Source organism: Kitasatospora sp. NPDC057223 (assembly GCF_042669755.1).
Taxonomy (GTDB): domain Bacteria; phylum Actinomycetota; class Actinomycetes; order Streptomycetales; family Streptomycetaceae; genus Kitasatospora.
This window is the reverse complement of sequence record NZ_JBHUWW010000008.1, coordinates 39,971-60,747: the sequence shown is the minus strand read 5'-3', so window position 1 is coordinate 60,747 and position 20,777 is coordinate 39,971. Positions and strand designations below refer to the sequence as shown.

Here is a 20,777-nt window from a genome sequence, read left to right as displayed (position 1 = left end):
CCATGAAGAAGAACCAGGAGACCCAGCCGGCGGACGCCGCCGCGCCACCTCGCCCGACCCCGTCATCGCCGGCTGTATCGAGCCGTATGAGCCGCCAACGTCGACAGGACACTGCCATGGAGGTGGCAGTCCGGAAACTCCTCCACTCCGGCGGGCTCCGCTACAGAGTCGGACTGCCGGTTCCTGGGATACGCCGTCGTACCATCGACATCGCCTTCACCCGAGCCAAGGTCGCGATTTTCCTCGACGGGTGTTTCTGGCACGGGTGCCCGGAGCACGCGACCCGGCCGAAGGCCAATGCGGCCTGGTGGCAGGAGAAGCTCGCTCGGAACGTCGCGCGTGATCTCGAGACCACGGAGCACTTGGAACGTGCCGGATGGCTCGTCCTTCGCTTCTGGGAGCACGAGGCACCCCAGGCGGCGGCTCAACGGATCCGAGCAGAGGTGGCGGCGGTACGATCCGGCCCGCAGAGGCGATTCGGGAATGACAGGGGAGCCGGCTAAGCTACATCAGCATGGCCCCAGTCACCCCCTCCGACCCACCGGACCCCATGCCGATCAACGTGATCGACCTGTTCGCCGGCTGCGGGGGCTTCTCGGTGGGCTTCCGGAGCTTCCGCCCGGACGGAGCACGGATTTCTCCGTTCCGTTCGATCGCGGCTGTGGAGTTCGACCCTGCGGCCGCCGGAACCTATGCGCTGAACTTCGGGTCATCGCACGTGCACGCCGGGGACATCGCGAACTTCGAGCCGGCGCCATTCGCAGGGGAAGCCGATGTGATCATGGGCGGACCTCCCTGCCAGGGCTTCTCCGGTCTCGGGAAGGAACGGCCCGACGACCCGCGGAACCAGTTGTGGCGCGAGTACATGCGAGTGGTCACCGTGGTCCGGCCGAAGATCTTCGTCCTGGAGAACGTGGACCGGTTCCTGAGGTCCGCAGAGTTCGCCGACCTCGAAGCCGCCACTGAGAAGCCCGAAGGCAAGCTCCGTGACTACAAGCTCACAACGAAGATCCTCAATGCCGCAGACTACGGGGTTCCTCAGGCACGCCGTCGAGTCATCGTCATCGCGACCCACCGCGACCTACCGGCGTTGAAGCACCCTGCTCCCACCCACTCGAAGTATGTTGCCGAGCCGAGCCCGGCCCCAAGCCTTTTCGGTGAGGACGATCCTGCTCCTCTCCTGCCGTGGGCAACCGTCGCGGGAGTCTTCGGACGCACCGCCCGCCGACGGATCACCTCCACCGTGCTGCCGGAGGGTCGCGTGTGCAACCCACTCGGCACACTGCTCCCCGGCCACTACGAGACCACCGAGCTTCACATCGGCCGCACCCCGACCGCGCTCTCACTCGCCAGGTACGAGGCAATCCTGCCCGGCGGTAACCGCAACCACCTGACCGGGCGAACCGCCCTCATCGACGGTGAGGAGGTCGACCTGTCAACGCCCAGCTGGGATGCCCACACGAAGGGCTCCGGCGACGTCATGGGCAGGCTTCACCTCACGAAGCCTTCGGTCACGATCCGGACGGAGTTCTACAAGCCCGAGAAGGGGCGCTACCTGCATCCGACGCTGCCCAGGCCGATCACACACCTCGAAGCGGCCCTCATCCAGGGCTTCCCCGACAACTACCGCTGGTCGGGAAGCAAAATCCAGATTGCCCGTCAAATCGGGAACGCAGTACCGGTCGGACTGGGAGAAGCACTGGCCGGAGCCATCCACAAGCATCTCCGGACCTGAATCCGACATCGACGCCGCCACCTCAGTCCGCATTCGTCGCGGCTCGCGGCGGCACGATGTATGCCTTGACCATGCTGACTCCTCTCGCCGGCTCGTCATCCTGGACAGCAAGGTCCGCCTGCTTCCTCCGCCGGAGCGGAGCCTCGGCGTGCAGCTTCTCGAACATCACGGCAAGCTTCTCGACCGCCTTGGCGGGCACCCTTCCGTCGCCCGGCCCGTCGGGCAGCGACTCCCACGGTACTGCCGGCGCGTAGTCGGCTTCGACGATCCAGTCCTGCAACGCATCGGTGTCAGGAAGAGCATCCTCGGCGATCACGTCGTACAACAAGGTGCCGCCTGCAGTGTTGACCGCCGATGCCAACGCATTGACGTGATCGCCGAGCTTGGATGTACCGGAGGCCATGAGGCCGGCAAGCACTCGGACGATCGCCTGCGCAGTAGGGCGGTGATCAACGATCTCCAGGCGAAGGACAGTATTCAGCATGTCCTGGTTCGAAGCAGCCGTCACCGCAGGCTCGTAGGAGTCACCGTCCCTGAAGAGCTCCGCAGCCCACCACAGGCGCGCGAAGGCCTGCGTGTGGTGTGGCCCGGTGAAACGAACTGCGGGCGCTACCTGCATCGTTCCGGTGATCTCACCGGCAGCGGCCCCCTTGTGGCGCCACACAACGTAGTCAGGCGCCACCACCAGCGCGAGAAAGTTCCAGAGTTCGGGATCCGACGCCTCCGCCCGGGTCATCCGGATGGTCGCATGCAGTCGAGGCGCCAACCAGGCGTCCGCAGCCGTACGGCCGTCGGAGAACCGTCGCATCGCCTCGTCGAGCAACTCCCTTACCGGGACGCTGTCCCAACGCGCCTCGCCACCGACGAGCTGTCTGCTCGCCCGGATCAAGGCCACCTGTGGAGGATCCTGCTTCCCCGCCTGTACACCGACCGTCAGGTACCGCGCCGCCACCGGGGCCGGTAGTGCCGCAAGCCGAACGGAATTGTCAACGACCACACGGCTCATCGACCTGCTCCTTCCGAGAGGCGATCAAGCGTTCTCACCGAGGTAGTGAGGTTCTTTGCCAAGTGGCTTCTGCGAGAAGCCGCGTAGTGGATCACCGACTGAAGCTCCGCCCAGCCGTGCCCGCTGCTGCGCCGACTGTGCACCTCGAACAGTGCATCCGACAACGACAAGCCGGGCAGCATGTCGGGAAGCATCAACCTGAGAACCGACTCACGCCAACCACCGGGGAGTTGGGGACTGCCGTCCTCGTCGGTATCGAGCCCACTCACCGCAGCGTGAAACATGGCGGCCCAGGCGTCTCCGGCGATCTGTGCCGCCAACATTCCCCGCGCGGCCTTCTCCGGCGCAGTGGCCGGCCCGGCGAGAAGCTCCATCACCCCTTCGAAGGACGTGTTCAGATGGACCGTCGGCATGTCTCCCGTTGTCTCCACGATCCACGGAGCATCCTTGAACGGCCGCAGCCATTCATGCGGACCTGAACGGAAGTCGTTCTCCACGATCAGGAGTTCGCTCTGCCGCCCCGGCATCCGCGCCTCGATGTCGACCGTCCATGGGCGATCGGCGGAGCCGATGATACGACCCACCACACCGTCCACCGTCGCCACCACAGCCGCTGTCAGTCCTGGCCTGCCACGGAAGAACGAACGGGACAGCGGCACGCTACCGATCCAGGAGCCGTCTGCCTCCCGGTTCAGAATCCGTGAGACCCGTCCGTTGGTCTGTCCTTCGGACAGCAGCGCGACGCATTTGACCGCTGACCACGGCCCCGCATCCAGCTCACCCACGGGGAGGGCGACTTTGACCTCCAGAACGGCCTCGCTCCAGTGCTCTCGCTCAACTTCGCTGAGAGCCACATTCCGATCGGTCCGGGAGATCATGGAATAGGGCAACGGGCGACCGTCGACCTTGGCTCCGACAATTTCGAGCTGGATCGCACCGACCAGCACGGGATAGGAGTAGTAGGTTGTCACCGCGAAGCGCCTCTCACCTTGTGCAGATCAACGATGAGGCCTGCCAGAGGCGCTGCCACAGGGTGACTTGCCGGGTCGGTCACTGCGCGGAAGCACGCATGCCGAACTCCCGCCTCGATGTGAAGATTCCCCTCGACCACCCGACAGTTGTCCACTGCCGTGAGTTCGGACCAAGCCAGTGTCGGCCGCGCCCCCGAGCGGACGTCGAACTTCGCGGTAGGAGTCAGTAGCCATGAGTCCTCGGAATCGGGGAGTTTAACCTCGACCCTGATCCGGCAAGCCCCGCTGACGTCCAGATCGAAGATGACGTTCTGGACAGCGGGTTGGTTGCCACCTCGACGGGGAGTGGTCGGCACGTCGAGCCTGAGCAGTTCCCTCAGGACCGCCGGCCCTCCCTCGCTCCTGGACTCCCTACGCCCCACTACTCGCCGAAGTGCCGTGTCGAGTTCGGAGCGGAAGTCCCTCAGTCGGGTCAGTGCACCTCGGACGTAGGTACTCGAAAGCTCCTCGGTCTTGTCCCACCTGTCGTGCTCGGGTGGCTCCGACGCCCTCAGGAAAGCCTCGGCGAGCTCGACATCGCGATCGCTTCGACCAGTTGCGTAACCGGCCAACAGCACGGCTTGGAAGGGATCGGTACCCAGAGGGATCTCCCGCGGCCGACGGACCTCCACTGTCATTCGGCCACCTCGCATGCAGACCACACGACTGTGCTGCAATTCTCCCTCCGAGGCGGAAGTCACAAGCAGCACCGCACGGTGCTCAACCCCGTTACCGGAAGCTGCGCCGTCTGCCCTGAGTCGCGGCACGAGAAGTGGAACCTCAACCTTCACCACCTGAGCGCCTGAGGTCAGTTCCTCCACGGTCTCGCCGTCGAAGTACGCCCTCAGGGCACGGGTCAACGAAGGATGCTGCAGGTTGGGATCGACTCGCTCCTCGGGAACGACGATCTCGTTGTTGCGCAGCGTGACAACCGATGTCTCCAACAAGGGACCCGAGTCGCGTCCCCCGGTCATGGCTGCCCAGAATCCGTCGGCGACGGAGCGCACAAGCTTGGCGTGCATGTCATCCAATGATTCGGCGTCCCCGGAGGCATCATGAGCGCCGACAATGAGAAATGAAGTTCCCGGCTCGGTCCCATCGCGGTCCAGGTGCAGTTCTCGGGCTGTCTCACGGTCACCCCACCAGGATCGCGACACACCGTGATAGTCAGGATCGTTGTCAGGCTCACCCAACCACGCGGGACCTGCGAAGGACTCGCCGTCGACCTCCCTCCAGGGAAGGTCGAGCCGGCCCACAAGTCGTCGTTCGGTTCTGCCGCCGTGTGGCTGTGAGAGAGAACTGTTGATGAGCACAAGCCCCAATCGGCTCGTTGCCCACAGGGTGGCCTTCCCCAGGCCGTAGGACCCGGCCGCCCGATCGGTTGCCTTGTGACTGTCCAGCTGGCGCCGTACCACTGCCGCGTACCGGCCGTCGCCGTACTCAGGGCCCGTGAGACCGGCCGCGTTGTAGTCGTCGACCCGGAGGAGCACGAGACTCCTCTTGTCCTCCAGGTCGCGCAGAGCCTCGGCCAGGACGCGGCCGACCTTCTGGCGCGAAGTGGCCGAAGCGACGTAGTGGGGCTCCAGCTCGCTCCATCGGAGAGCAGACAGAAATCGCTCCAGGTGCTCACCTTCGAGTTCGTGCAAGGTGTACCGGAGACGGACCGGGCGGGAGTCGTCGAGCCGTTCGTCGAGGCTGTTCTGAGTCGCCTCCCGCGCAAGAACCGCCAGATCCGCGTCAAACGCGAAAGCCGCTGCGTTTCCGAATTCGCGCCCACCGTCGACGTGTGCCCGCCGGTGATACCAGCGGATCTGCGGATCCGGACCGCTGCTCCGATCAGGTGCACTCGGGCTGCTCACTCCGAAGAGGACCTCCATCGCCCTTCTCGCATCCGCCGGCGCCTCAACCTTTCCCACGATCCACGACAGCACGGCCGTCCTGGAGACACCCAGCCGTGCTGACAGGTCCGCTTGGGTCATGTTGGTGCGCTCCAGCTGCCCCTCGATCCAGAGCCGAACAGCCTCGCGTTGCTCCACGCTTCCCCCACACTCCCGCGACCAGGCGACACATCTGACCGGAACCTAGCAGCTACGCTCGCCATTGCCGCCGGCATCACTCTGCCGCCTGGCTACACCCCCGGACGAGGATGTGTTCCGGACCGGCATCGACTCCGACGTTCGCACCCCCCGCTTGACCACTCAAGGGTTGTCTGCACGAAAACCTTGTCGCCGGCGATGCCCGCGTGTGCCGAAGGGGTCGAGGTGCCCCTACGCCGGCTCCAGCCGCCACCACTGCGCCGCCGTGTCGTTGTCCTCCCATTGGCGGACGGGGGCGCCCGGGGTGGTGGCGGCGTCGGTGACTTCGAGGGCCTTGCCGCTGATGAAGCTGGTGAGGGTGAAGGTGCCGGGGGTGTCGACGTGTTGTTCGAGGAGCCACTCCTGGGCGCCGAAGGCGTTGGCGGACCACTGCTGGACGGGGACTCCGTTGTCGGTGGAGGCGCCGGTGACGTCGAGGCGTTTGCCGCTGGCGGCGTTCTCGAAGTGGTAGAGGGCGCCGCCGGGGTGGACGGCGGTGAGGCGCCAGAGCTGGGCGGGGGTGCCGTCGTCCCGGCCCTGTTGGACTCTGGCTCCGCTGCGGCGGCTGCCCTCGGCGACCTCCAGCAGGAGGCCGCTGCCGACGTTGCGGACCAGGTACAGGCCGTCCTTGATGATCACGCCGGGACCACTCCCCACCCTGTTTGCGCCGATCTGTGACGACCGGTTCCTACGGCAGTGTTTCACCGGGGACTGACAGGTGGACGGACGGACGGGCCCGCCGCTCCTCGTGGCCGAAGGCCGCGGCGAGGACGACGGCGATGCCGGCGACCTGGGCGAGGGCCGAGACCACGGTGCCGAGCGGCACGGTGGCCGCCAGCAGGGCGGCCGCGGTGAGGCGGGGTGCGATCGGGCTCAGGGCGAAGGTGCGGCGGATCGCGGCGTTGGCGGCGAGGAAGACGGCGACGCCGCCGCCGAGGGCGGCGGCCTGCGGGAGGGAGATCGGGGCGCCCGGGTGGGCGACCGCCGACTTGACCCCGGCGGCGAAGAGGAGGACGCCGAGCAGCAGCGCGTAGTGGCCCAGGTTGTAGACGCTGACGGCGAGTTGGTTGCGGCGGGCGTCGGACTGGGCGGCCATGTGGTGTTCGGCGCGGGCGTCGTCGTCGTGGCCGAAGTAGGCCCACCAGAGGCCGACGCAGACGGTGAGGCTGAGCAGAGCGGTGGTGATGAGCGCGACGGTGAGGTCGGACTCCGCCGCTCCGACGCCGATGGCGATCACGGACTCGCCGAACGCGATGATGACGATCAGGCCGTGGCGTTCGACGAAGTGGTCCGCGCGGAGCTGGAACTGGGGCAGGTCGACGAGCCTGGGTATCGCGAACTGGAGTGCGAAGGCCGCCGCCCAAACGGCGAGTTGGGCGTTGCCCGCGAGGTAGCCGCCGGTGACGACGAGAGCGGTGTTGAGGAGGTTGAGTCCGCCCATCCGCAGGACGGAGACGATCGCCACCCCGGAGGCCGCGAACATGCCGGTGTGCACGGCGACGACCACCAGGTAGGCCCAGCCGAAGGCGACGCCGCTGCCCTGGAAGGCGTGCGGGACGGCCAGCGCGATCACCAGGAAGGCGGCCATGCCGAGCAGCAGCATGCCCCGGCGTCCGTGGGTGGAGGGGGGCATCGCGTTCGTCAGCCAGATGAACGCGTCGTACATCCACCAGATCACCGCGAGCATCACCAGTACCTGCAACAGGCCGCCTGCGGTGAGGTGGTGGGCGAGGCTGTCGGTGAGCTGGGTGATGGTGAAGACGAAGACGAGGTCGAAGAAGAGCTCCAGCGGGCTGACCCGGAGGGCGAACTCCGGTGCCGCAGCGCCGGCAGGGGTGGTCGTCGTGTCGGTTGTGGTTGCAGTCACGGCGTGAGTATGGATCGTGAAACGCAGCGGAGTTGGCGTTTTTCGACACGCTCCGCCAAAGGCGAAACGGGGCCGTCACTCGTGCGTGTGAAGCCGATTCCGGGCACTGGAATTGTGCGCTACGGTCCGTTGCAGAGGCATCACAGACGGTTTGGCCCCGGCGGTGCTTGCGACACCCCGGGGCCTGACATTCAGGAGACAAGGACCTCCCAATGCGGATTCATCGTATCGCGCACAAGCGTGACTACACGGTGCTGTCGAACAAGACGCTGCAGGACCCGACGCTGAGTTTCAACGCGTTGGGCATTCTGGTGCGCATGCTGTCGCGCCGGGACGGACGGGTCGTCAACGTCCGGACGCTGGCCGCCGAGGGCCCCACCGGGCGGGACGCCGTCGCGTCCGGGCTGCGTGAGCTGAAGGCCCGTGGCTACTACTTCGTGGAGACCGCGCCGGACCCCGACACCGGCCGGGTCCTGTCCACCACGGACCTCTACGAGCGCCCCCGCGCCGACATGCCCGCTCCCGACACCATCCTCGCTCCCGCCCCCGTCCGGGAGGCCGTCCTCCCAGCCCAGCGGCGTTCTCCGGCGGCCGGGAATCCGGAACCCGGGAAGACGGGAACCACCCCTACGGGGGCTATTACTACGGGAGCAGTACCCAACCCCCCGGAGGCCGCGCCCACAGCCGCCGTGCGCACGAAGCGGACCCCGGCCGCTCCGCCACCCCCGCCCGGCCCGGCCGCCGCCGCCGTCCTGCACCACCTCGCCGCCACCGACCACCGCCTCATCCTCGGCGCCAGGGACCGCGCCACCATCGCCCCCCTCATCGACCGGTGGCTCGCCAACGGCGCCACCCAGGGCCAGATCATCAGCGCCGCCACCCTCGGCCTGCCCGCCGACCTCCGCTGCCCCGCAGGCCTGCTCACCCACCGCCTCCAGACCAAACTCCCACCCCCGCCCCACACCCTCCCCGCACCGCCCCGACCCCTCGCCGACCACCCCGAATGCCACACCTGCGACCGACCCCTCACCACCCCCGAACCCGCCCCCGACGGCCTCTGCGGCGACTGCCGCCACATCCGCGACAACCCCCTCCTCCCACCCGACCACTGGATCTTCACCGAACCACTCCCCGCCTGACGCCATGTCGGCCCGGAGCCCTAGGCTGCGCGGATGATGTTCGATCGACTCCGCTCCCGCCGCAAGGGCCTGGCGCCGGAACAGACCACCCTCATCCCCCTGCTCGACCGCCTGGAGGCGGCCGTCGCGGGCCAGGACGCCGCAGACTTCGAGACCGCCTGCCAGAACCTCCAACGCGCACTCGGGAACGGCCACCCCGGCGAACTCGCGGACATGGGGGCCCGGCTGACCGCGCTGCTGCCCGCCGTCCCGCCGTGGCCGCGTGCGTACGTGGCCGTCATGGTGGGCGCCTGTGTGGAGGGCGGGGCCGATCCCGTCGCCTGCTCGGAGCCGATCCTGAACGGCGTCCGGGAGGCCCTGACCGGCGCACTGCTGTTCGCCGAGCGCTGGGAACAGGTGGGCGGCGGCAAGGAGTTGCCCCAGCCCGGGAGTGACGACGCTCCGGACGACCCCGACCGCGACGATCCCGACCGCGCCATCGAGCTGCTGGGCGGTCAGCAGGCGCCGGACGCGCTCCGCGCCGTCACCGGCTGGTGGACACTCCACCTGTGGGAGCTGGCCGCGGTGTCCGTGCTGTCCGACACTGCGGTACGGACGGCTGCGGCGGCGTCCGGCGTGCTCGCCGAGCTGCTCCGGCTCGCCGACGACTACGCCGGGGTGAACCACGAGCTCAAGTGCCTGACGTACGCGGCGAAGACGCTTCACGAGGAGGAACTGCTCGTCCTCGACCGGCCCACCGGGACGGGCTACCTGCTGCGGATGAGCGGGCTGACCGACAACTTCCAGCTGCACACCCTGCTGGCGCACGTGCTGGTCGGCGGCGGGCACCTCAAGGGCGACGCGCCGAGCGCGGCAGCCGTCGCGGCCTGCCGTGACGCGGACATCGCACCGGAGCAACGGCCGCACACGGTCGGGGCGTTCAACCTCGTCGCGCCGGACGGTTCGTGGATCTGGAACGAGGGCACACCGAGTGACATCCCGGTGCTGGACGGCGTGCGCACGCTCGTCCTGGACCCGGCTCCGTACCGGCGCGGCTGGCCCGCCGGGCGGTTCATCCCCGGGATCGAGGGTGAGCTGACGCTGGTCCGCGTGCTGAGCCCGCAGGAGAGCGGCGCCGCACTCGCGAAGGCCGCCGAGCCGAAGCGCTGAGCCCCTCTCCCGGCTGAGAGTCCCCGGCCCGCCCCCTCAGGGGCCGACCAGGCTCAGCATGCCCCACACCGCCACCGTCCCCGCCACGACCGTCAGCGGGACGACGATCAGCCCGAGCCGGGTGAACACCTTCAGTTCCACCGGCTCGGGCAGCAGGCCGCGCCACAGCAGCGTGGCCAGCGAGCCGACGTACGTGAGGTTGGGGCCCAGGTTCACCCCGACCAGGACGGCCAGCACCGGCCCCGGGCCGCCCGCCGAGGCCAGCGGCAGCAGCGCGAGCGTGGCGGGCAGGTTGTTGATCAGGTTGGCGAGGACGGCGGCGATCCCGGCGACGGCGAGCAGTTCGGGCAGGCCAGCGCCGGACGGCAGCAGGTGGTCCAGGGCGTCGCCGAGCCCGTTGTCCACCACCGCCTTGACCACCACGCCCAGCGCGAGCACGAACAGGCAGAAGAAGACGCCCGCCGCCCCGGCGAGCTCCCGCACGGTGGCGTCGCCGCGCCGAAGTGCGCGGGCGCCCAGGACGAGTACGCCGCCGAGGGCCGCCCAGGCCGGGTTGACGCCGGCCAGCGACGTGACCGCGAAGCCGACGAGCGTCAGGGCCAGCACGACCAGGGTGAACAGCGGTACGGCGACCGGCCCCTGCGGCGGCGGCAGCGGTGCCCCGGCCGCCAGGTCGTCCCGGAAGAAGCGCCGGAAGACCACGAACTCGATCCCGATGACGATCACCCAGGCCGGTGCCATCAGCACCGCGAAGCGGGTGAACGTCAGGCCGCTGGCGGTGAACGCGAGCAGGTTCGTCAGGTTGGAGACCGGCAGCAGCAGCGAGGCGGAGTTGGCGAGGTGCGCGCAGGCGTAGGCGTGCGGACGGGCGCGGGCACCGAGCCGGCCGGCGGTGGCGAGCACCACGGGCGTGAGCAGGACGACCGTGGCGTCCAGGCTGAGCACCGCCGTGACCAGCGCGGCCACGCCGAACACCCCGCCCAGCAGCCGCCCGGGGCGGCCGTGGCACACCTTGGCGACCAGCTGTCCGGCCGCCTCGAAGAGGCCCTCGTCGGCGCAGAGCTTGGCCAGCACCAGGATCGCGGCGAGGAAGCCGACCACGGGCAGCAGCTCCCGGGTCTGGGTCCAGGCGTCCGACGGCCCGACGGCCCCGACCGCGAGCAGCAGCCCGGCGGCCGGCACGGCGGCGACCGCCTCGGGCCACCCGCGCGGGCGGGCGACGGCGAACGCCAGCACCACGGCCAGCAGGCTGACGGCAAGGACTTCGTAGGCTGCGGTACTCACCGGCCGATCATGGCACGCACGGGCTGACGGGCCGGTCGGCGGGCACCTGCCGACGGCGGGTCGGGGCGGGTTAGGGTCGCGGGGAGGGCCCACGGCCCGGACGACCTACCCCAGGAGTGGACGATGGCGAAGATCCCGACCGCGCTCGTCGCGGCGACCGGCCTGGTCGGCGGCTACGGCGTGGCCCGCTGGAGCGGCCGGCGCGAACTCGGCGGCGTCGTCCTCGCGGCCGCCGGTGCGACCGCCGCCGCGCAGTGGAACCGGCAGGCGGGCGCGGGGGCCGCAGCGGCGCTGACGGGCCTGTACGTGGCCGCGTTCGGCGGTTCGCACCCGCTCGCGAAGAAGATCGGCGCCTGGCCGGCCGTGTTCGCCGTGACCGGCGTGGTGGCCGCCGCCTCCACCGCCGTCACCGCCGTCACCGCCCGCCGGAGCTGAGCGCCCCGGGCCGGCCGGGCCGCTCAGGCGGTGAACCGGGCCTCGAAGGCGGCCCGGTTCACCGAGACCGGTGAGCGGTCCCACACCGCGAACACCACCCGGTCGAAGGCCGCTCCGTACTCCGCCAGGGCCGCCCCGAACGCCTCGGCCACCTGCGCCGGATCGTTGCGGAACACCCCGCAGCCCCACGCCCCGAGCACCAACTCCCGTACGCCGTGGGCCGCCGCGACCGCCAGCACCCGCAACGCCCGCTCGGCCAGCACCCCCGTGACGTCCGTACCGGGGGTGCGCAGCTCAAGCTGCCCGGCGTTCGGTGCGGGCGAGGTCAGGAACGCGACCTCGTACGGCTGGGCGAGCAGCTCGCCCGCGTCACCACGGATCACCGGCACGGCGGGCGAGAAGATCACCCGGTGGCTGTACCGGAGGTCGTCCGACGCCCGGTGCGCCTCGTAGTAGTCGGGCGCCTCCAGCAGGCAGCTGTACAGCAGCGCGCTGCGGCACACGTCCTCCTCCTGGGCCTTGGCGCCGCGCAGGTAGCCGCCGCCCGGGTTGCGCGCCGACGCGAAGTTGAGCACCCCGACGGCGCCGTGCCCGGCGGCGACCAGCCGCCGCGCCGCCTGCATGCTGCCCTCCGCCGTCACCTCGACCGACCCCGGCCCGGCCCCCGGCCCACCCGCCGCGACCAGCCCGGCCAGCGCCTGCGGCGAGTACGACACCGTCCCGCTCCGGGCCGCCGCGAGTGCCGCCCCGACCTCGACCGGCTCTCCCCCGCCCGCACGGTAGCTCCCCCGGGCGGCGATCTCCTCGTTCACCACGGCCACGTGATGCAGTCTGCTGCTCATACCGCAGACCGTAGGCGAGCGGGCCCACCCGGCGCCACAGGTTATTCTCACCTGAAGAACAACGCCCGGGAGCAGAGCCCGGGAACGGCAACGGGCCCGCCCCACCGAAGTGGAGCGGGCCCGGAGTCACCGGCCTACTGGGCTACTGGAGCCACCGACCTGCTGAGGTCAGTTCTTCCAGCGCGGCTTGTTGCGGTCGCCGCCGTTGAAGCTGCCGCCGCGGTCGTCGCGGTTGAAGCCACCACCGGTGCCACCGCCACGGTTGTCACGGTTGAAGCCACCGCCGGCGCCCTGCGGGCGGCCACCGGAGCGGTGGTCGTCGCGACGCGGGGAGAACGGACGGCTGCTGCTGCCGCGCTCGTCACGGTCACCGAACGAACGGGCCGGACGGTCACCGAAGGAACGCGCCGGACGGTCGTCGCGGTTGAAGCCGCCACCGGTGCCGCCACCACGGTTGTCACGGTTGAAGCCACCGCCGGTGCCGCCGCCGCGGTTGTCACGGTCACCGAACGAGCGGGCCGGACGGTCGTCACGGTTGAAGCCACCGGAGCGGGCCGGACGGTCGTCGCGGTTGAAGCCACCGCCGGTGCCGCCACCACGGTTGTCACGGTCACCGAAGGAACGCGCCGGACGGTCGTCACGGTTGAAGCCACCCGAACGGCCGCCACGGTCGTCGCGGTTGAAGCCGCCACCGGTGCCGCCACCACGGTTGTCACGGTCACCGAACGAGCGGGCCGGACGGTCGTCGCGGTTGAAGCCGCCCGAACGGCCGCCGCGGTCGTCGCGGTCACCGAAGGAACGGGCCGGACGGTCGTCACGGTTGAAGCCACCCGAGCGGGCCGGACGGTCGTCGCGGTTGAAGCCGCCGGAGCGGCCGCCGCGGTCGTCGCGGTCACGGTTGAAGCCACCGGAGCCGCCACGGTTGTCGCGGTCGCCACGGTCGCCGTAGGCGGGACGCTCGGTGCGGGCCTCGCGGTACGCGGGGGTGCGCTCCTCCTCGACGACCGCCGGGGCGGTGGTCTCGGCGCCGGCCTCGGCCGGGGCCTCCTCGGAGACGGCGGCCGGAGCCTCGTCCTCGATGCCCAGGTCGGCCCGCTCGCGCGCCGCACGGGCGGCCAGGCGGTCGGCCTCCTCGCGCAGCTCGGTGGCGCGGCGCTGCGCGCGCTCCAGCTGGCGGGTCATGTCGGCGAGCTCGCGCTCGGCGGCACCGGCGATGCCGGCGGCGCTCTCGGCCTGGACCTCGACGAGCGAGCGGGCGCCGGTGATCCGGGCCACCTCGGCGTCGAAGGCGTGGTCGAGGATGTGACGGCTGGCGTCGACGCCCGCGTCCTCCATCAGGCGGAACACGCCACGGCGCTGGTGCGGCAGCACCAGGGTGACGACGGCGCCGGAGCGGCCGGCCCGCGCGGTGCGGCCCGAGCGGTGCAGGTAGTCCTTGTGGTCACCCGCCGGGTCGACGTTCAGCACCAGGTCGATGTCGTCCACGTGGATGCCACGGGCGGCAACGTCGGTGGCGACGACGACGTTGAGGTAACCGTCCTTGAAGTCGCCGAGCACCCGGGTACGGGCGCCCTGGGTCATCCCGCCGTGCAGCGCGTCGGCCTTCACGCCGGCCTCGATGAGCTGCTCGGCGACGCGGTCGGCGCCCATCTGGGTGCGGACGAAGATGATCGTGCGGCCCTTGCGGGCGGCGATCGCGTTGGTGATCGGCGCCTTGTCCTTGGGCTTCACCACGAGGATGTGGTGGCTCATGGTGGTGACCGCGCCCTGGGCCGCGTCGACCTCGTGGGTGACCGGGTTCTTCAGGTAGCGCTTGACCAGGCTGTCGATCTCGTTCTCGAGGGTCGCCGAGAACAGCAGGCTCTGGCCGCCGCTCGGGACCTTGTCGAGGATCTCGGTGACCTCGGGCAGGAAGCCCATGTCGGCCATCTGGTCGGCCTCGTCGAGGACGGTGACCATGACCTCGTCGAGCTTCGCGGTGTTGCGGTTGATCAGGTCGCGCAGACGGCCGGGGGTGGCGACGAGGACGTCGACACCGCGCTCCAGCGCGTAGATCTGGTTGGACATCGAGGTGCCGCCGCAGACGACCTTGAGCTTGAGGCCGAGCACCGAGCCGAACGGCTCCAGCGCGTCGGCGACCTGCATGGCCAGCTCACGGGTCGGGACGAGGATCAGACCGCGCGGGTGCTTGGGCTTGGTGCGGCCCTCGGCGCCCGCGATGCGGGTCAGCAGCGGGAGGCCGAAGCTCAGGGTCTTGCCGGAGCCGGTGCGGCCACGGCCCAGCACGTCCTTGCCGGCCAGGGCGTCCGGGATGGTCGCGGCCTGGATCGGGAACGGGGTGGTGACGCCGCGCTTGTTGAGGGCGCGGACGACGTCGTCGTGCAGGCCGAGGTCACCGAACGTGATGGTGGGCTCGGCGGGCTCGACGTCCTCGTCGGAGTCGGTCTCGACGGCGTCGACAGCCTCGGCGGCGTCGGTGTCGAGGAGTTCGTCGAGCTCGGCGATCTCGACGAGCTCGGTGTCGGTGGTGGGGACATCGGCGGCGGACTCGCTCGCGGGCATGGCGAAGCGGGCGTCGTCAACGAGAGACATGCAAAACCTTCCGGAAGTGGCACGCGCCTAAGTCCGGGGTTCTGGTCTCAACCGCCTCTATGCGGTCAGCCACGGATCGCCGGAACGCGCCAAGGGCGCCAGATGGGAATAGGGCGCCAAGCAAATGGTTCAAAGTAACGATCTACTACCATAGGCGAACCTGGGGATCAAAGGCAAATGCCCAGGCCAGGGCGCTAATGACCGGAAGTCGCCTGGGTCGGCGCCGATGATCCGGAGTTGCTGGCCGAGGGCTGCGGGGCGGCCGTGGCGGACGGGGCCGGTGAGCTGTGATCGGGCCCGGGAGACGGCTGCGCCGAGGCACTCGGGCTCGCCGCCGGGCTCACCGCCCCGCCCCCGCCCGTACCGCCCGCGCCTGCTGTTCCGCCGCCGACCGCGGCCCCGGTGGGGCCCGAGCCGCCCGAGCCGGAGCCGCCCTGGCCGCCGCTGCCCGCACCGCCACCGGCGGCCCCTGCGGCGCCGGCCCCGGCCGTCGCGACGGCCACGGGCGCGGCGCCCGGGCCGGGAGCCGCGCCACCCGGGGCCGCGTCCTCACCCGGGCCGGCTCCCGGCACCGCGACCACCCCGGCCACCGCAGCGCCCGGCAGGGCCTGCGACGGCTCCTGCGCGGCGCCCGCCGTCGGCGAGGTCGTGCCACCGCTCTGCGCGCCCCCGGGGCGTTCCGCACGCCCCCCGGCGCCCGAGTGCCCGGCGGCCGCACCTCCGCCGGCCGCACCGCTCCTGCCCGCCGAACCGGCCGAGCCCACCGGCACCGACCCGTGCTTCTGGTCCGAACTCGGCCCGACCGACATGCAGCCCGTCAGACCCAGCCCGGCCGCCGCCAGCACGGCCGCCGCCCGGACCACCCGGGCCCGCACCACCCGGGCGCGCGGCGCGGGCTCCCGCACCGCCAGCACCCGTACCGCCTGCACCTCGGGCGCCGATCGTGCCACCGAGACCGAACGCACCGAACGCACCGTACGAACCGCAGTCACCGAGCTCCCTCTCCTACTGCCCGTCCGGCCCGCCCACTGCGCGCAGCCGTGTCCGCTGCCCAACGCGCGCCGCCCGCCGCAGACACGGGCGGCCCGCCAGGAGCCCCCGGACGCCATCCGCCCGGCGCACGCCGGCGCACCCGGCCGGGCTCCGGACAACCGGCCCGAGGTCGGCCAGCCGGGCGGCCTAGCCCCAGAGGGCCTGCGCCAGCCCCGTCCCGGCGTAGACCGCCGCCAGCCCGGCCGCGATGCTCCCCGCCACGTTCGCCAGCGCGAGCAGCCGGGCACCGCCCTCGGCCAGCCGCAGCGTCTCGTACGAGAAGGTCGAGTACGTGGTCAGCGCACCGCACAGCCCCGTCCCGAGCAGCAGTTGCAGCTGCGAGGACGCCGCTCCGGCCGTCACCGCGCCGGTGAGCAGGCCCAGCACCAGGCAGCCGGTCACGTTCACGGTGAAGGTGCCCCACGGGAACACCGAGTCGTGCCGCGCCTGGACGGCCCGGTCGGTCAGGTAGCGCAGCGGCGCCCCGACCACCGCCCCGACGACCACCAGCAGCCAGTTCACCCGTGCTCCCCCGCCCCGCCGGCCGCGCCCGGGCGCAGCACCTCGCAGGCCTCCAGCGTCACCAGCCCCTGCACCCGCAGCTCGTCCAGCTCGGGCAGGAACGCCCGTACCCGCCCCGCCTCGTCCACGATCACCACGGCCACCGGCAGGTCCTCGCCCAGCGACAGCAGTCGGGAGGTGTGGATCACCGAGGACGCCCCGAAACCCTCGATCCCCCGGAACACGCTCGCCCCGGCCAGCCCCGCCGCGTGCGCCCGGTGCACGATCTCGCTGTACAGCGGCCGGTGGTGCCAGGCGTCGTACTCGCCGACGATCACCGTCAGCCGCAGCGCCGGGCCCGCAACCCCCGGACCCACGGCCCCCGTCGCCGCCCCCGTCATCGCGTCCTCCCGGAGGACCGCAGGCCGATCAGCTGCCGGGTCAGCCCGGCCCCGGCCCAGACCGCCGCCATCGCCGCCACCAGCGTCAGCCCCAGATACGCCAGCCCCGGCCCGGGCCGCCCCGCCGCGAGCAGCCGGTGGACGTCCACGGCGTACGTCGAGAAGGTCGTGAAGCCGCCCAGCACCCCCGTGCCCAGGAACGGCCTGACCAGCGGATGCACCGGCCTGCCCTCCGTCACCGCCACCAGCAGGACGCCGATCAGGGCGCAGCCGGCCACGTTCACCAGCAGCGTCGTCCACGGGAACTGCGCGGGCCCGCTGTTCGGCCACAGCAGGCCCGCCCCGTACCGCGCCGACGCCCCCAGCGCGCCGCCCAGCGCGACCACGCCGACCACCGGTCCCTGCCCGCGCAGCAGCGGCGGCCGCCCCGCCGCTGCACCTCCGACCGCCGCCCGCACGGTGTCCTCCGAACTCATGGACCCACTCATGCCCTCATGAAACACCTGAATCGCCGCCGCCGATCACCTGGCACCGCGTCACCCCAGAGCCGACAATGAACCGGTGGAGATGACCCGGGAAGACTTCGACCTGCTCGTCAGCGACGCCCTCGACCGGATCCCCCCGAACCTCGCGGCCATGATGGACAACGTCGCCGTCTTCGTCGAGGACGAGCCCGACCCCACCACCCCCGACCTGCTCGGCCTGTACGAGGGCACCCCCCTCACCGAGCGCGGCGAGTGGTACGCCGGCGTCCTGCCCGACCGGATCATCGTCTACGTCGGCCCGACCCTGCGGCAGTGCGACACCCGCGAGGAGGTCGTCGACGAAGTCCGCACCACGGTGATCCACGAGGTCGCCCACCACTTCGGTTTCGACGACCACGAGCTGGACGAACTCGGCTGGGCCTGACCCCCTCCGGGCCGCCCGCCGACGGCCCGGAACCCGCGCCACGCCTGACCGGGCCAAACCGTTTTGGCGATCCGCCCGGCATCCCATATGCTTCTCGACGTCCCCGAACGCTGGAAACTTCAGAACCGGACAGGCCGCAAGCCCTCATCGTCTAGTGGCCCAGGACGCCGCCCTTTCAAGGCGGTAGCACGGGTTCGAATCCCGTTGGGGGCACGTAGTAAGGTTGTGAGTCGGCATCGTAAGATACCGAAGCGGATGAGATCCGCACGAGGTCCTGTGGAGCAGTTGGTTAGCTCGCCACCCTGTCAAGGTGGAGGTCGCGGGTTCAAGTCCCGTCAGGATCGCTCGTCCCGCAAGGGGCGGTGCAGTACGGCCAGGTAGCTCAGTTGGTACGAGCGTCCGCCTGAAAAGCGGAAGGTCGCCGGTTCGACCCCGGCCCTGGCCACAGCTGCTGAACAGCCAGAAGGCCCCATCGAGTTCACTCGATGGGGCCTTCTGCATGCCGCGCACCGTGTGCGGCGTAAGGATTCGTACGGATCCGTGCGAAGCCGTCCGATCCGCCCGGCGGTGTGCCGGAAGCACTCCGCCGGCCGGCGCGAACCGCGCACCGGCCGGCGGAGAAGGCGATCAGGCCTGCGGGCGGCGGCGCGAGGCGACGACCGCGCCGGCCCCCAGCAGGACGGCCGCGCCGCTCGCTGCGGCGAGCTGCCCGAGCGGGGCGGTGGAGCCGGTGGCGGCCAGCCGGTCGCCGGTGGCCTGTCCGGCCGGGGCCGCCTCGACCGCGGTCGGCACGGCCACCGTGCCGGTGGTGACGGAGGCGGGCACCACCTGGGCGGCAGCAGCGACGGCGGGGGCGGCAGCTGCGGTACCCGGCCGGGCAGCCTCGGCGGCGGCCTCGGCGGCGGCCTTGTCCTTGGCGCGGGCGGTGAACTGGCCCTCCTTCAGGAAGGCCCGGATGTCCGCGAGGGTGCCGTAGAACGCGGCGTTCCCGGCCTTCCGGACCTCGGGGCCGCCGGCCTCGGTGATCTGCGAGACACGGATCCGGTCGTCGCTCGCCCGCAGCGGCTCCAGCTCCGCCTTGAGGAAGTGCTCGACGTCCGCGGCGGTACCCGCGAGCGCCTTCCCGGCGGCCTCCCGGACGTGACTACCGGTGTCCGGGTCGTCGAACACGCGCTGGGCCTCGGCCCGGTTCTCGTCCTCCGCCCGGGCGGTGTACTGGCCGGTCCTCAGGAACTCGCGGACGTCCTCGACGGTGCCGCCCATCGCGGTGTTGGCGGCCTTCTGCACCGCCGGGCCGCCGGCGGACATGATCTGCATGAGCAGGAGCCGGTCGTCGTGCTCCGCGGCCGTCTTCGCCCCCACCTTGAGGAACTGCTCGACGTCCGCGGCGGTACCCGCGAGCGCCTTCTGCGCGCTCGCGCGCACGCCGGGCCCGCTCTTCGGATCGTCGAGGATCCGCTGGGCCTCGGCGCGGTTCTCGTCCTCGGCGCGGGCCACGTACTGGCCGACGTCCAGGAAGGCGCGGAGCGCTTCGAGGTCGTCCGGCGACTCGTTGAACAGGGCGTTGGCGGCCTTCCGCACGACCGGACCACCTGCGCTCATGATCCGCGTGATCGCGATCCGGGCGTCGTCCCGGCGGATCCTGTCCACCTCCGCGGCGAGGAAGTGCGCCCGGTCCGCCGGGGTGCCGGCGAGTGCGGCCGCCGCGTGCTCGCGGAGGTAGTCGCTCGGGGCCGTGAGCAGGTAGTCGTTCGGGTAGACGAGCAGCCGCTCGATCGCTGCCCGGTTCTCCTCGTCGGCCTGGGCCTCGGCCGGGTCGGTCTGCTCCTGCCCGGCCGGGGCGGTGTCGGCGAACGCCGGGGTGGCGCCCATGACGACGGGTGCGGCAGCCGTGGCGAGCAGAACGGCAGCAGCGAGCGAACGACGGATCTTCAACGGTCCCCCGGGATCTGAATACGAATGAGCCCCACCGCGCTCTCGCGGTGGGCAGCCGAGTGATCGTATAGCGACGACCCACCACTGATGATCACATTTTCAGCACGCCCTGACCTCGGGACCCGTCGCGCGGGCCGGCCGGAGCGGTGCAGCAGGGGGTACATCGGGCGACGGGCCCGAGGTGATGCCCGGTCAGCGTCTCCCGGCAGCAGCGTGGCGGCCGGTCCGGCTCAGCAGGGCCGCGCGCAGCGTCGGGCCGAGGATCCGGCGGACGTCGGCGGTGCTGAGGGCGGCGGACGCGGGCAGCGGGTTCAGGTACCGGGTGAAGATCAGTCCGCCGATCACGGTGACCGCGGCGAGCGCCCGTTCGCTCGCGTCGGGGCCGCCCAGATATTCAGCGAGCCGGCCCAGCACCTCCCGGTCGAGGTACTCCCGGAACACCCGCATCACCTCGTCGTTCTGCACCGCGAGCCGGTTCAGTTCGGTGTGGTCCCACAGGTCGGTGACGGCCTTCAGCAGCCGGTCGGGCAGGCCCGCCGGGTCACCCGCCAGAGCCGTGGACAGGTCGAGCGAGCGGGCGCACTCCACCTGCGTGACCTCGCCGAACAGACCCTGCTTGGAGCCGAAGTGGTAGCTGACGAGAGCGGCGTCCACGCCTGCCCCGGCGGCGACGGCCCGCAGGGTGGTGCCCCGGTAGCCGTGGGCCAGGAAGAGGTCGCGGGCGACCTCGGCGATGCGGGCCCTGGTCTGCGGGCGGCCCGGCGGGCGGCCCCGGTTTTTATTCATCAGCATTGAATATGGCGGGGGCCGGTCGGCAGGGTCAAGGAGTCCGCAGCTCCCGGAACGGCCGGGGCGGGGTGAGGGA

General features: G+C 71.1%; 20 protein-coding genes and 3 tRNA genes. 9 read left to right on the top strand and 14 right to left on the bottom strand.

Annotation, left to right across the window (positions count from 1 at the left end; translation table 11 throughout):
• Positions 1–2 precede the first annotated feature (2 nt).
• Both ACFUK0_RS05510 and ACFUK0_RS05505 read left to right on the top strand, forming a co-directional pair.
• Positions 3–503, top strand: a complete 501-nt coding sequence (locus ACFUK0_RS05510) for a very short patch repair endonuclease (RefSeq protein WP_380246737.1) — start codon at positions 3–5, stop codon at positions 501–503.
• Between the two features lie 59 nt (positions 504–562).
• Positions 563–1,735 carry a DNA cytosine methyltransferase gene (locus tag ACFUK0_RS05505; protein WP_380246736.1) on the top strand — a complete coding sequence of 391 codons (1,173 nt, stop codon included), beginning with the start codon at positions 563–565 and terminating at the stop codon, positions 1,733–1,735.
• 22 nt (positions 1,736–1,757) lie between these two features.
• Here the strand turns inward: ACFUK0_RS05505 and ACFUK0_RS05500 are convergent, their stop codons facing one another.
• From ACFUK0_RS05500 to ACFUK0_RS05480, 5 genes are all read right to left on the bottom strand, one after another.
• A complete protein-coding gene (locus ACFUK0_RS05500; protein ID WP_380246735.1) occupies positions 1,758–2,741 on the bottom strand; it encodes a DUF6339 family protein in 984 nt (327 codons plus the stop codon).
• Positions 2,738–3,712, bottom strand: coding sequence for a hypothetical protein (locus tag ACFUK0_RS05495; protein ID WP_380246734.1), 975 nt, complete (start codon positions 3,710–3,712; stop codon positions 2,738–2,740). Before ACFUK0_RS05495 ends, ACFUK0_RS05500 begins: the two co-directional genes overlap by 4 nt.
• Positions 3,709–5,787, bottom strand: a complete 2,079-nt coding sequence (locus tag ACFUK0_RS05490; RefSeq protein ID WP_380246733.1) for a helix-turn-helix domain-containing protein — start codon at positions 5,785–5,787, stop codon at positions 3,709–3,711. The genes ACFUK0_RS05495 and ACFUK0_RS05490 overlap by 4 nt, the downstream gene beginning before the upstream one ends.
• 231 nt (positions 5,788–6,018) lie before the next feature.
• A complete protein-coding gene (locus ACFUK0_RS05485; protein WP_380246732.1) occupies positions 6,019–6,465 on the bottom strand; it encodes an RICIN domain-containing protein in 447 nt (148 codons plus the stop codon).
• A 49-nt stretch (positions 6,466–6,514) separates the two neighbouring features.
• Positions 6,515–7,693, bottom strand: coding sequence for a low temperature requirement protein A (locus tag ACFUK0_RS05480; protein WP_380246731.1), 1,179 nt, complete (start codon positions 7,691–7,693; stop codon positions 6,515–6,517).
• A 212-nt stretch (positions 7,694–7,905) separates the two neighbouring features.
• Here ACFUK0_RS05480 and ACFUK0_RS05475 point away from each other — a divergent pair, with 212 nt between their 5' ends.
• Positions 7,906–8,832, top strand: a complete 927-nt coding sequence (locus ACFUK0_RS05475) for a hypothetical protein (RefSeq protein WP_380246730.1) — start codon at positions 7,906–7,908, stop codon at positions 8,830–8,832.
• 33 nt (positions 8,833–8,865) lie between these two features.
• Positions 8,866–9,981, top strand: a complete 1,116-nt coding sequence (locus ACFUK0_RS05470; protein WP_380246729.1) for a hypothetical protein — start codon at positions 8,866–8,868, stop codon at positions 9,979–9,981.
• Positions 9,982–10,017: 36 nt separating this feature from the next.
• Here the strand turns inward: ACFUK0_RS05470 and ACFUK0_RS05465 are convergent, their stop codons facing one another.
• Positions 10,018–11,265, bottom strand: coding sequence for an SLC13 family permease (locus ACFUK0_RS05465; RefSeq protein ID WP_380246728.1), 1,248 nt, complete (start codon positions 11,263–11,265; stop codon positions 10,018–10,020).
• A 123-nt stretch (positions 11,266–11,388) separates the two neighbouring features.
• Between ACFUK0_RS05465 and ACFUK0_RS05460 the strand changes: the two genes are divergently transcribed.
• Positions 11,389–11,700 carry a hypothetical protein gene (locus ACFUK0_RS05460; RefSeq protein ID WP_380246727.1) on the top strand — a complete coding sequence of 104 codons (312 nt, stop codon included), beginning with the start codon at positions 11,389–11,391 and terminating at the stop codon, positions 11,698–11,700.
• 23 nt (positions 11,701–11,723) lie between these two features.
• Here ACFUK0_RS05460 and ACFUK0_RS05455 read toward each other — a convergent pair whose 3' ends face one another.
• From ACFUK0_RS05455 to crcB (ACFUK0_RS05430), 6 genes are all read right to left on the bottom strand, one after another.
• Positions 11,724–12,542: a TIGR02452 family protein gene (locus tag ACFUK0_RS05455; RefSeq protein ID WP_380246726.1), complete on the bottom strand. Its 819-nt coding sequence runs from the start codon at positions 12,540–12,542 to the stop codon at positions 11,724–11,726.
• Between the two features lie 168 nt (positions 12,543–12,710).
• A complete protein-coding gene (locus tag ACFUK0_RS05450; protein WP_380246725.1) occupies positions 12,711–15,134 on the bottom strand; it encodes a DEAD/DEAH box helicase in 2,424 nt (807 codons plus the stop codon).
• A 194-nt stretch (positions 15,135–15,328) separates the two neighbouring features.
• On the bottom strand, positions 15,329–16,126 hold the full coding sequence (locus tag ACFUK0_RS05445) for a hypothetical protein (protein ID WP_380246724.1): 798 nt from the start codon (positions 16,124–16,126) through the stop codon (positions 15,329–15,331).
• Positions 16,127–16,313: 187 nt separating this feature from the next.
• Positions 16,314–16,688 carry a fluoride efflux transporter CrcB gene (crcB, locus tag ACFUK0_RS05440; RefSeq protein WP_380246723.1) on the bottom strand — a complete coding sequence of 125 codons (375 nt, stop codon included), beginning with the start codon at positions 16,686–16,688 and terminating at the stop codon, positions 16,314–16,316.
• Positions 16,685–17,068: a DUF190 domain-containing protein gene (locus tag ACFUK0_RS05435; RefSeq protein ID WP_380246722.1), complete on the bottom strand. Its 384-nt coding sequence runs from the start codon at positions 17,066–17,068 to the stop codon at positions 16,685–16,687. The genes crcB (ACFUK0_RS05440) and ACFUK0_RS05435 overlap by 4 nt, the downstream gene beginning before the upstream one ends.
• Positions 17,065–17,544 carry a fluoride efflux transporter CrcB gene (gene crcB, locus ACFUK0_RS05430; RefSeq protein WP_380246721.1) on the bottom strand — a complete coding sequence of 160 codons (480 nt, stop codon included), beginning with the start codon at positions 17,542–17,544 and terminating at the stop codon, positions 17,065–17,067. Before crcB (ACFUK0_RS05430) ends, ACFUK0_RS05435 begins: the two co-directional genes overlap by 4 nt.
• 91 nt (positions 17,545–17,635) lie before the next feature.
• On the opposite strand from crcB (ACFUK0_RS05430), the gene ACFUK0_RS05425 reads away from it, so the two are divergent.
• From ACFUK0_RS05425 to ACFUK0_RS05410, 4 genes are all read left to right on the top strand, one after another.
• The gene (locus ACFUK0_RS05425) at positions 17,636–17,977 is read left to right on the top strand and encodes a metallopeptidase family protein (protein ID WP_380246720.1); all 342 of its coding nucleotides are present in this window, start codon (positions 17,636–17,638) and stop codon (positions 17,975–17,977) included.
• Between the two features lie 140 nt (positions 17,978–18,117).
• Positions 18,118–18,190: transfer RNA gene (locus ACFUK0_RS05420), tRNA-Glu, on the top strand.
• 57 nt (positions 18,191–18,247) lie between these two features.
• Positions 18,248–18,321 (top strand) — tRNA-Asp (locus ACFUK0_RS05415).
• A 27-nt stretch (positions 18,322–18,348) separates the two neighbouring features.
• A tRNA-Phe gene (locus ACFUK0_RS05410) sits at positions 18,349–18,422 on the top strand.
• Positions 18,423–18,604: 182 nt separating this feature from the next.
• Here the strand turns inward: ACFUK0_RS05410 and ACFUK0_RS05405 are convergent.
• Positions 18,605–19,912, bottom strand: a complete 1,308-nt coding sequence (locus ACFUK0_RS05405) for an ALF repeat-containing protein (RefSeq protein WP_380246719.1) — start codon at positions 19,910–19,912, stop codon at positions 18,605–18,607.
• Positions 19,913–20,104: 192 nt separating this feature from the next.
• Positions 20,105–20,698 (bottom strand): TetR family transcriptional regulator, encoded by a 594-nt coding sequence (locus tag ACFUK0_RS05400; RefSeq protein ID WP_380246718.1) that lies wholly within the window; start codon positions 20,696–20,698, stop codon positions 20,105–20,107.
• Positions 20,699–20,777: the final 79 nt, after the last annotated feature.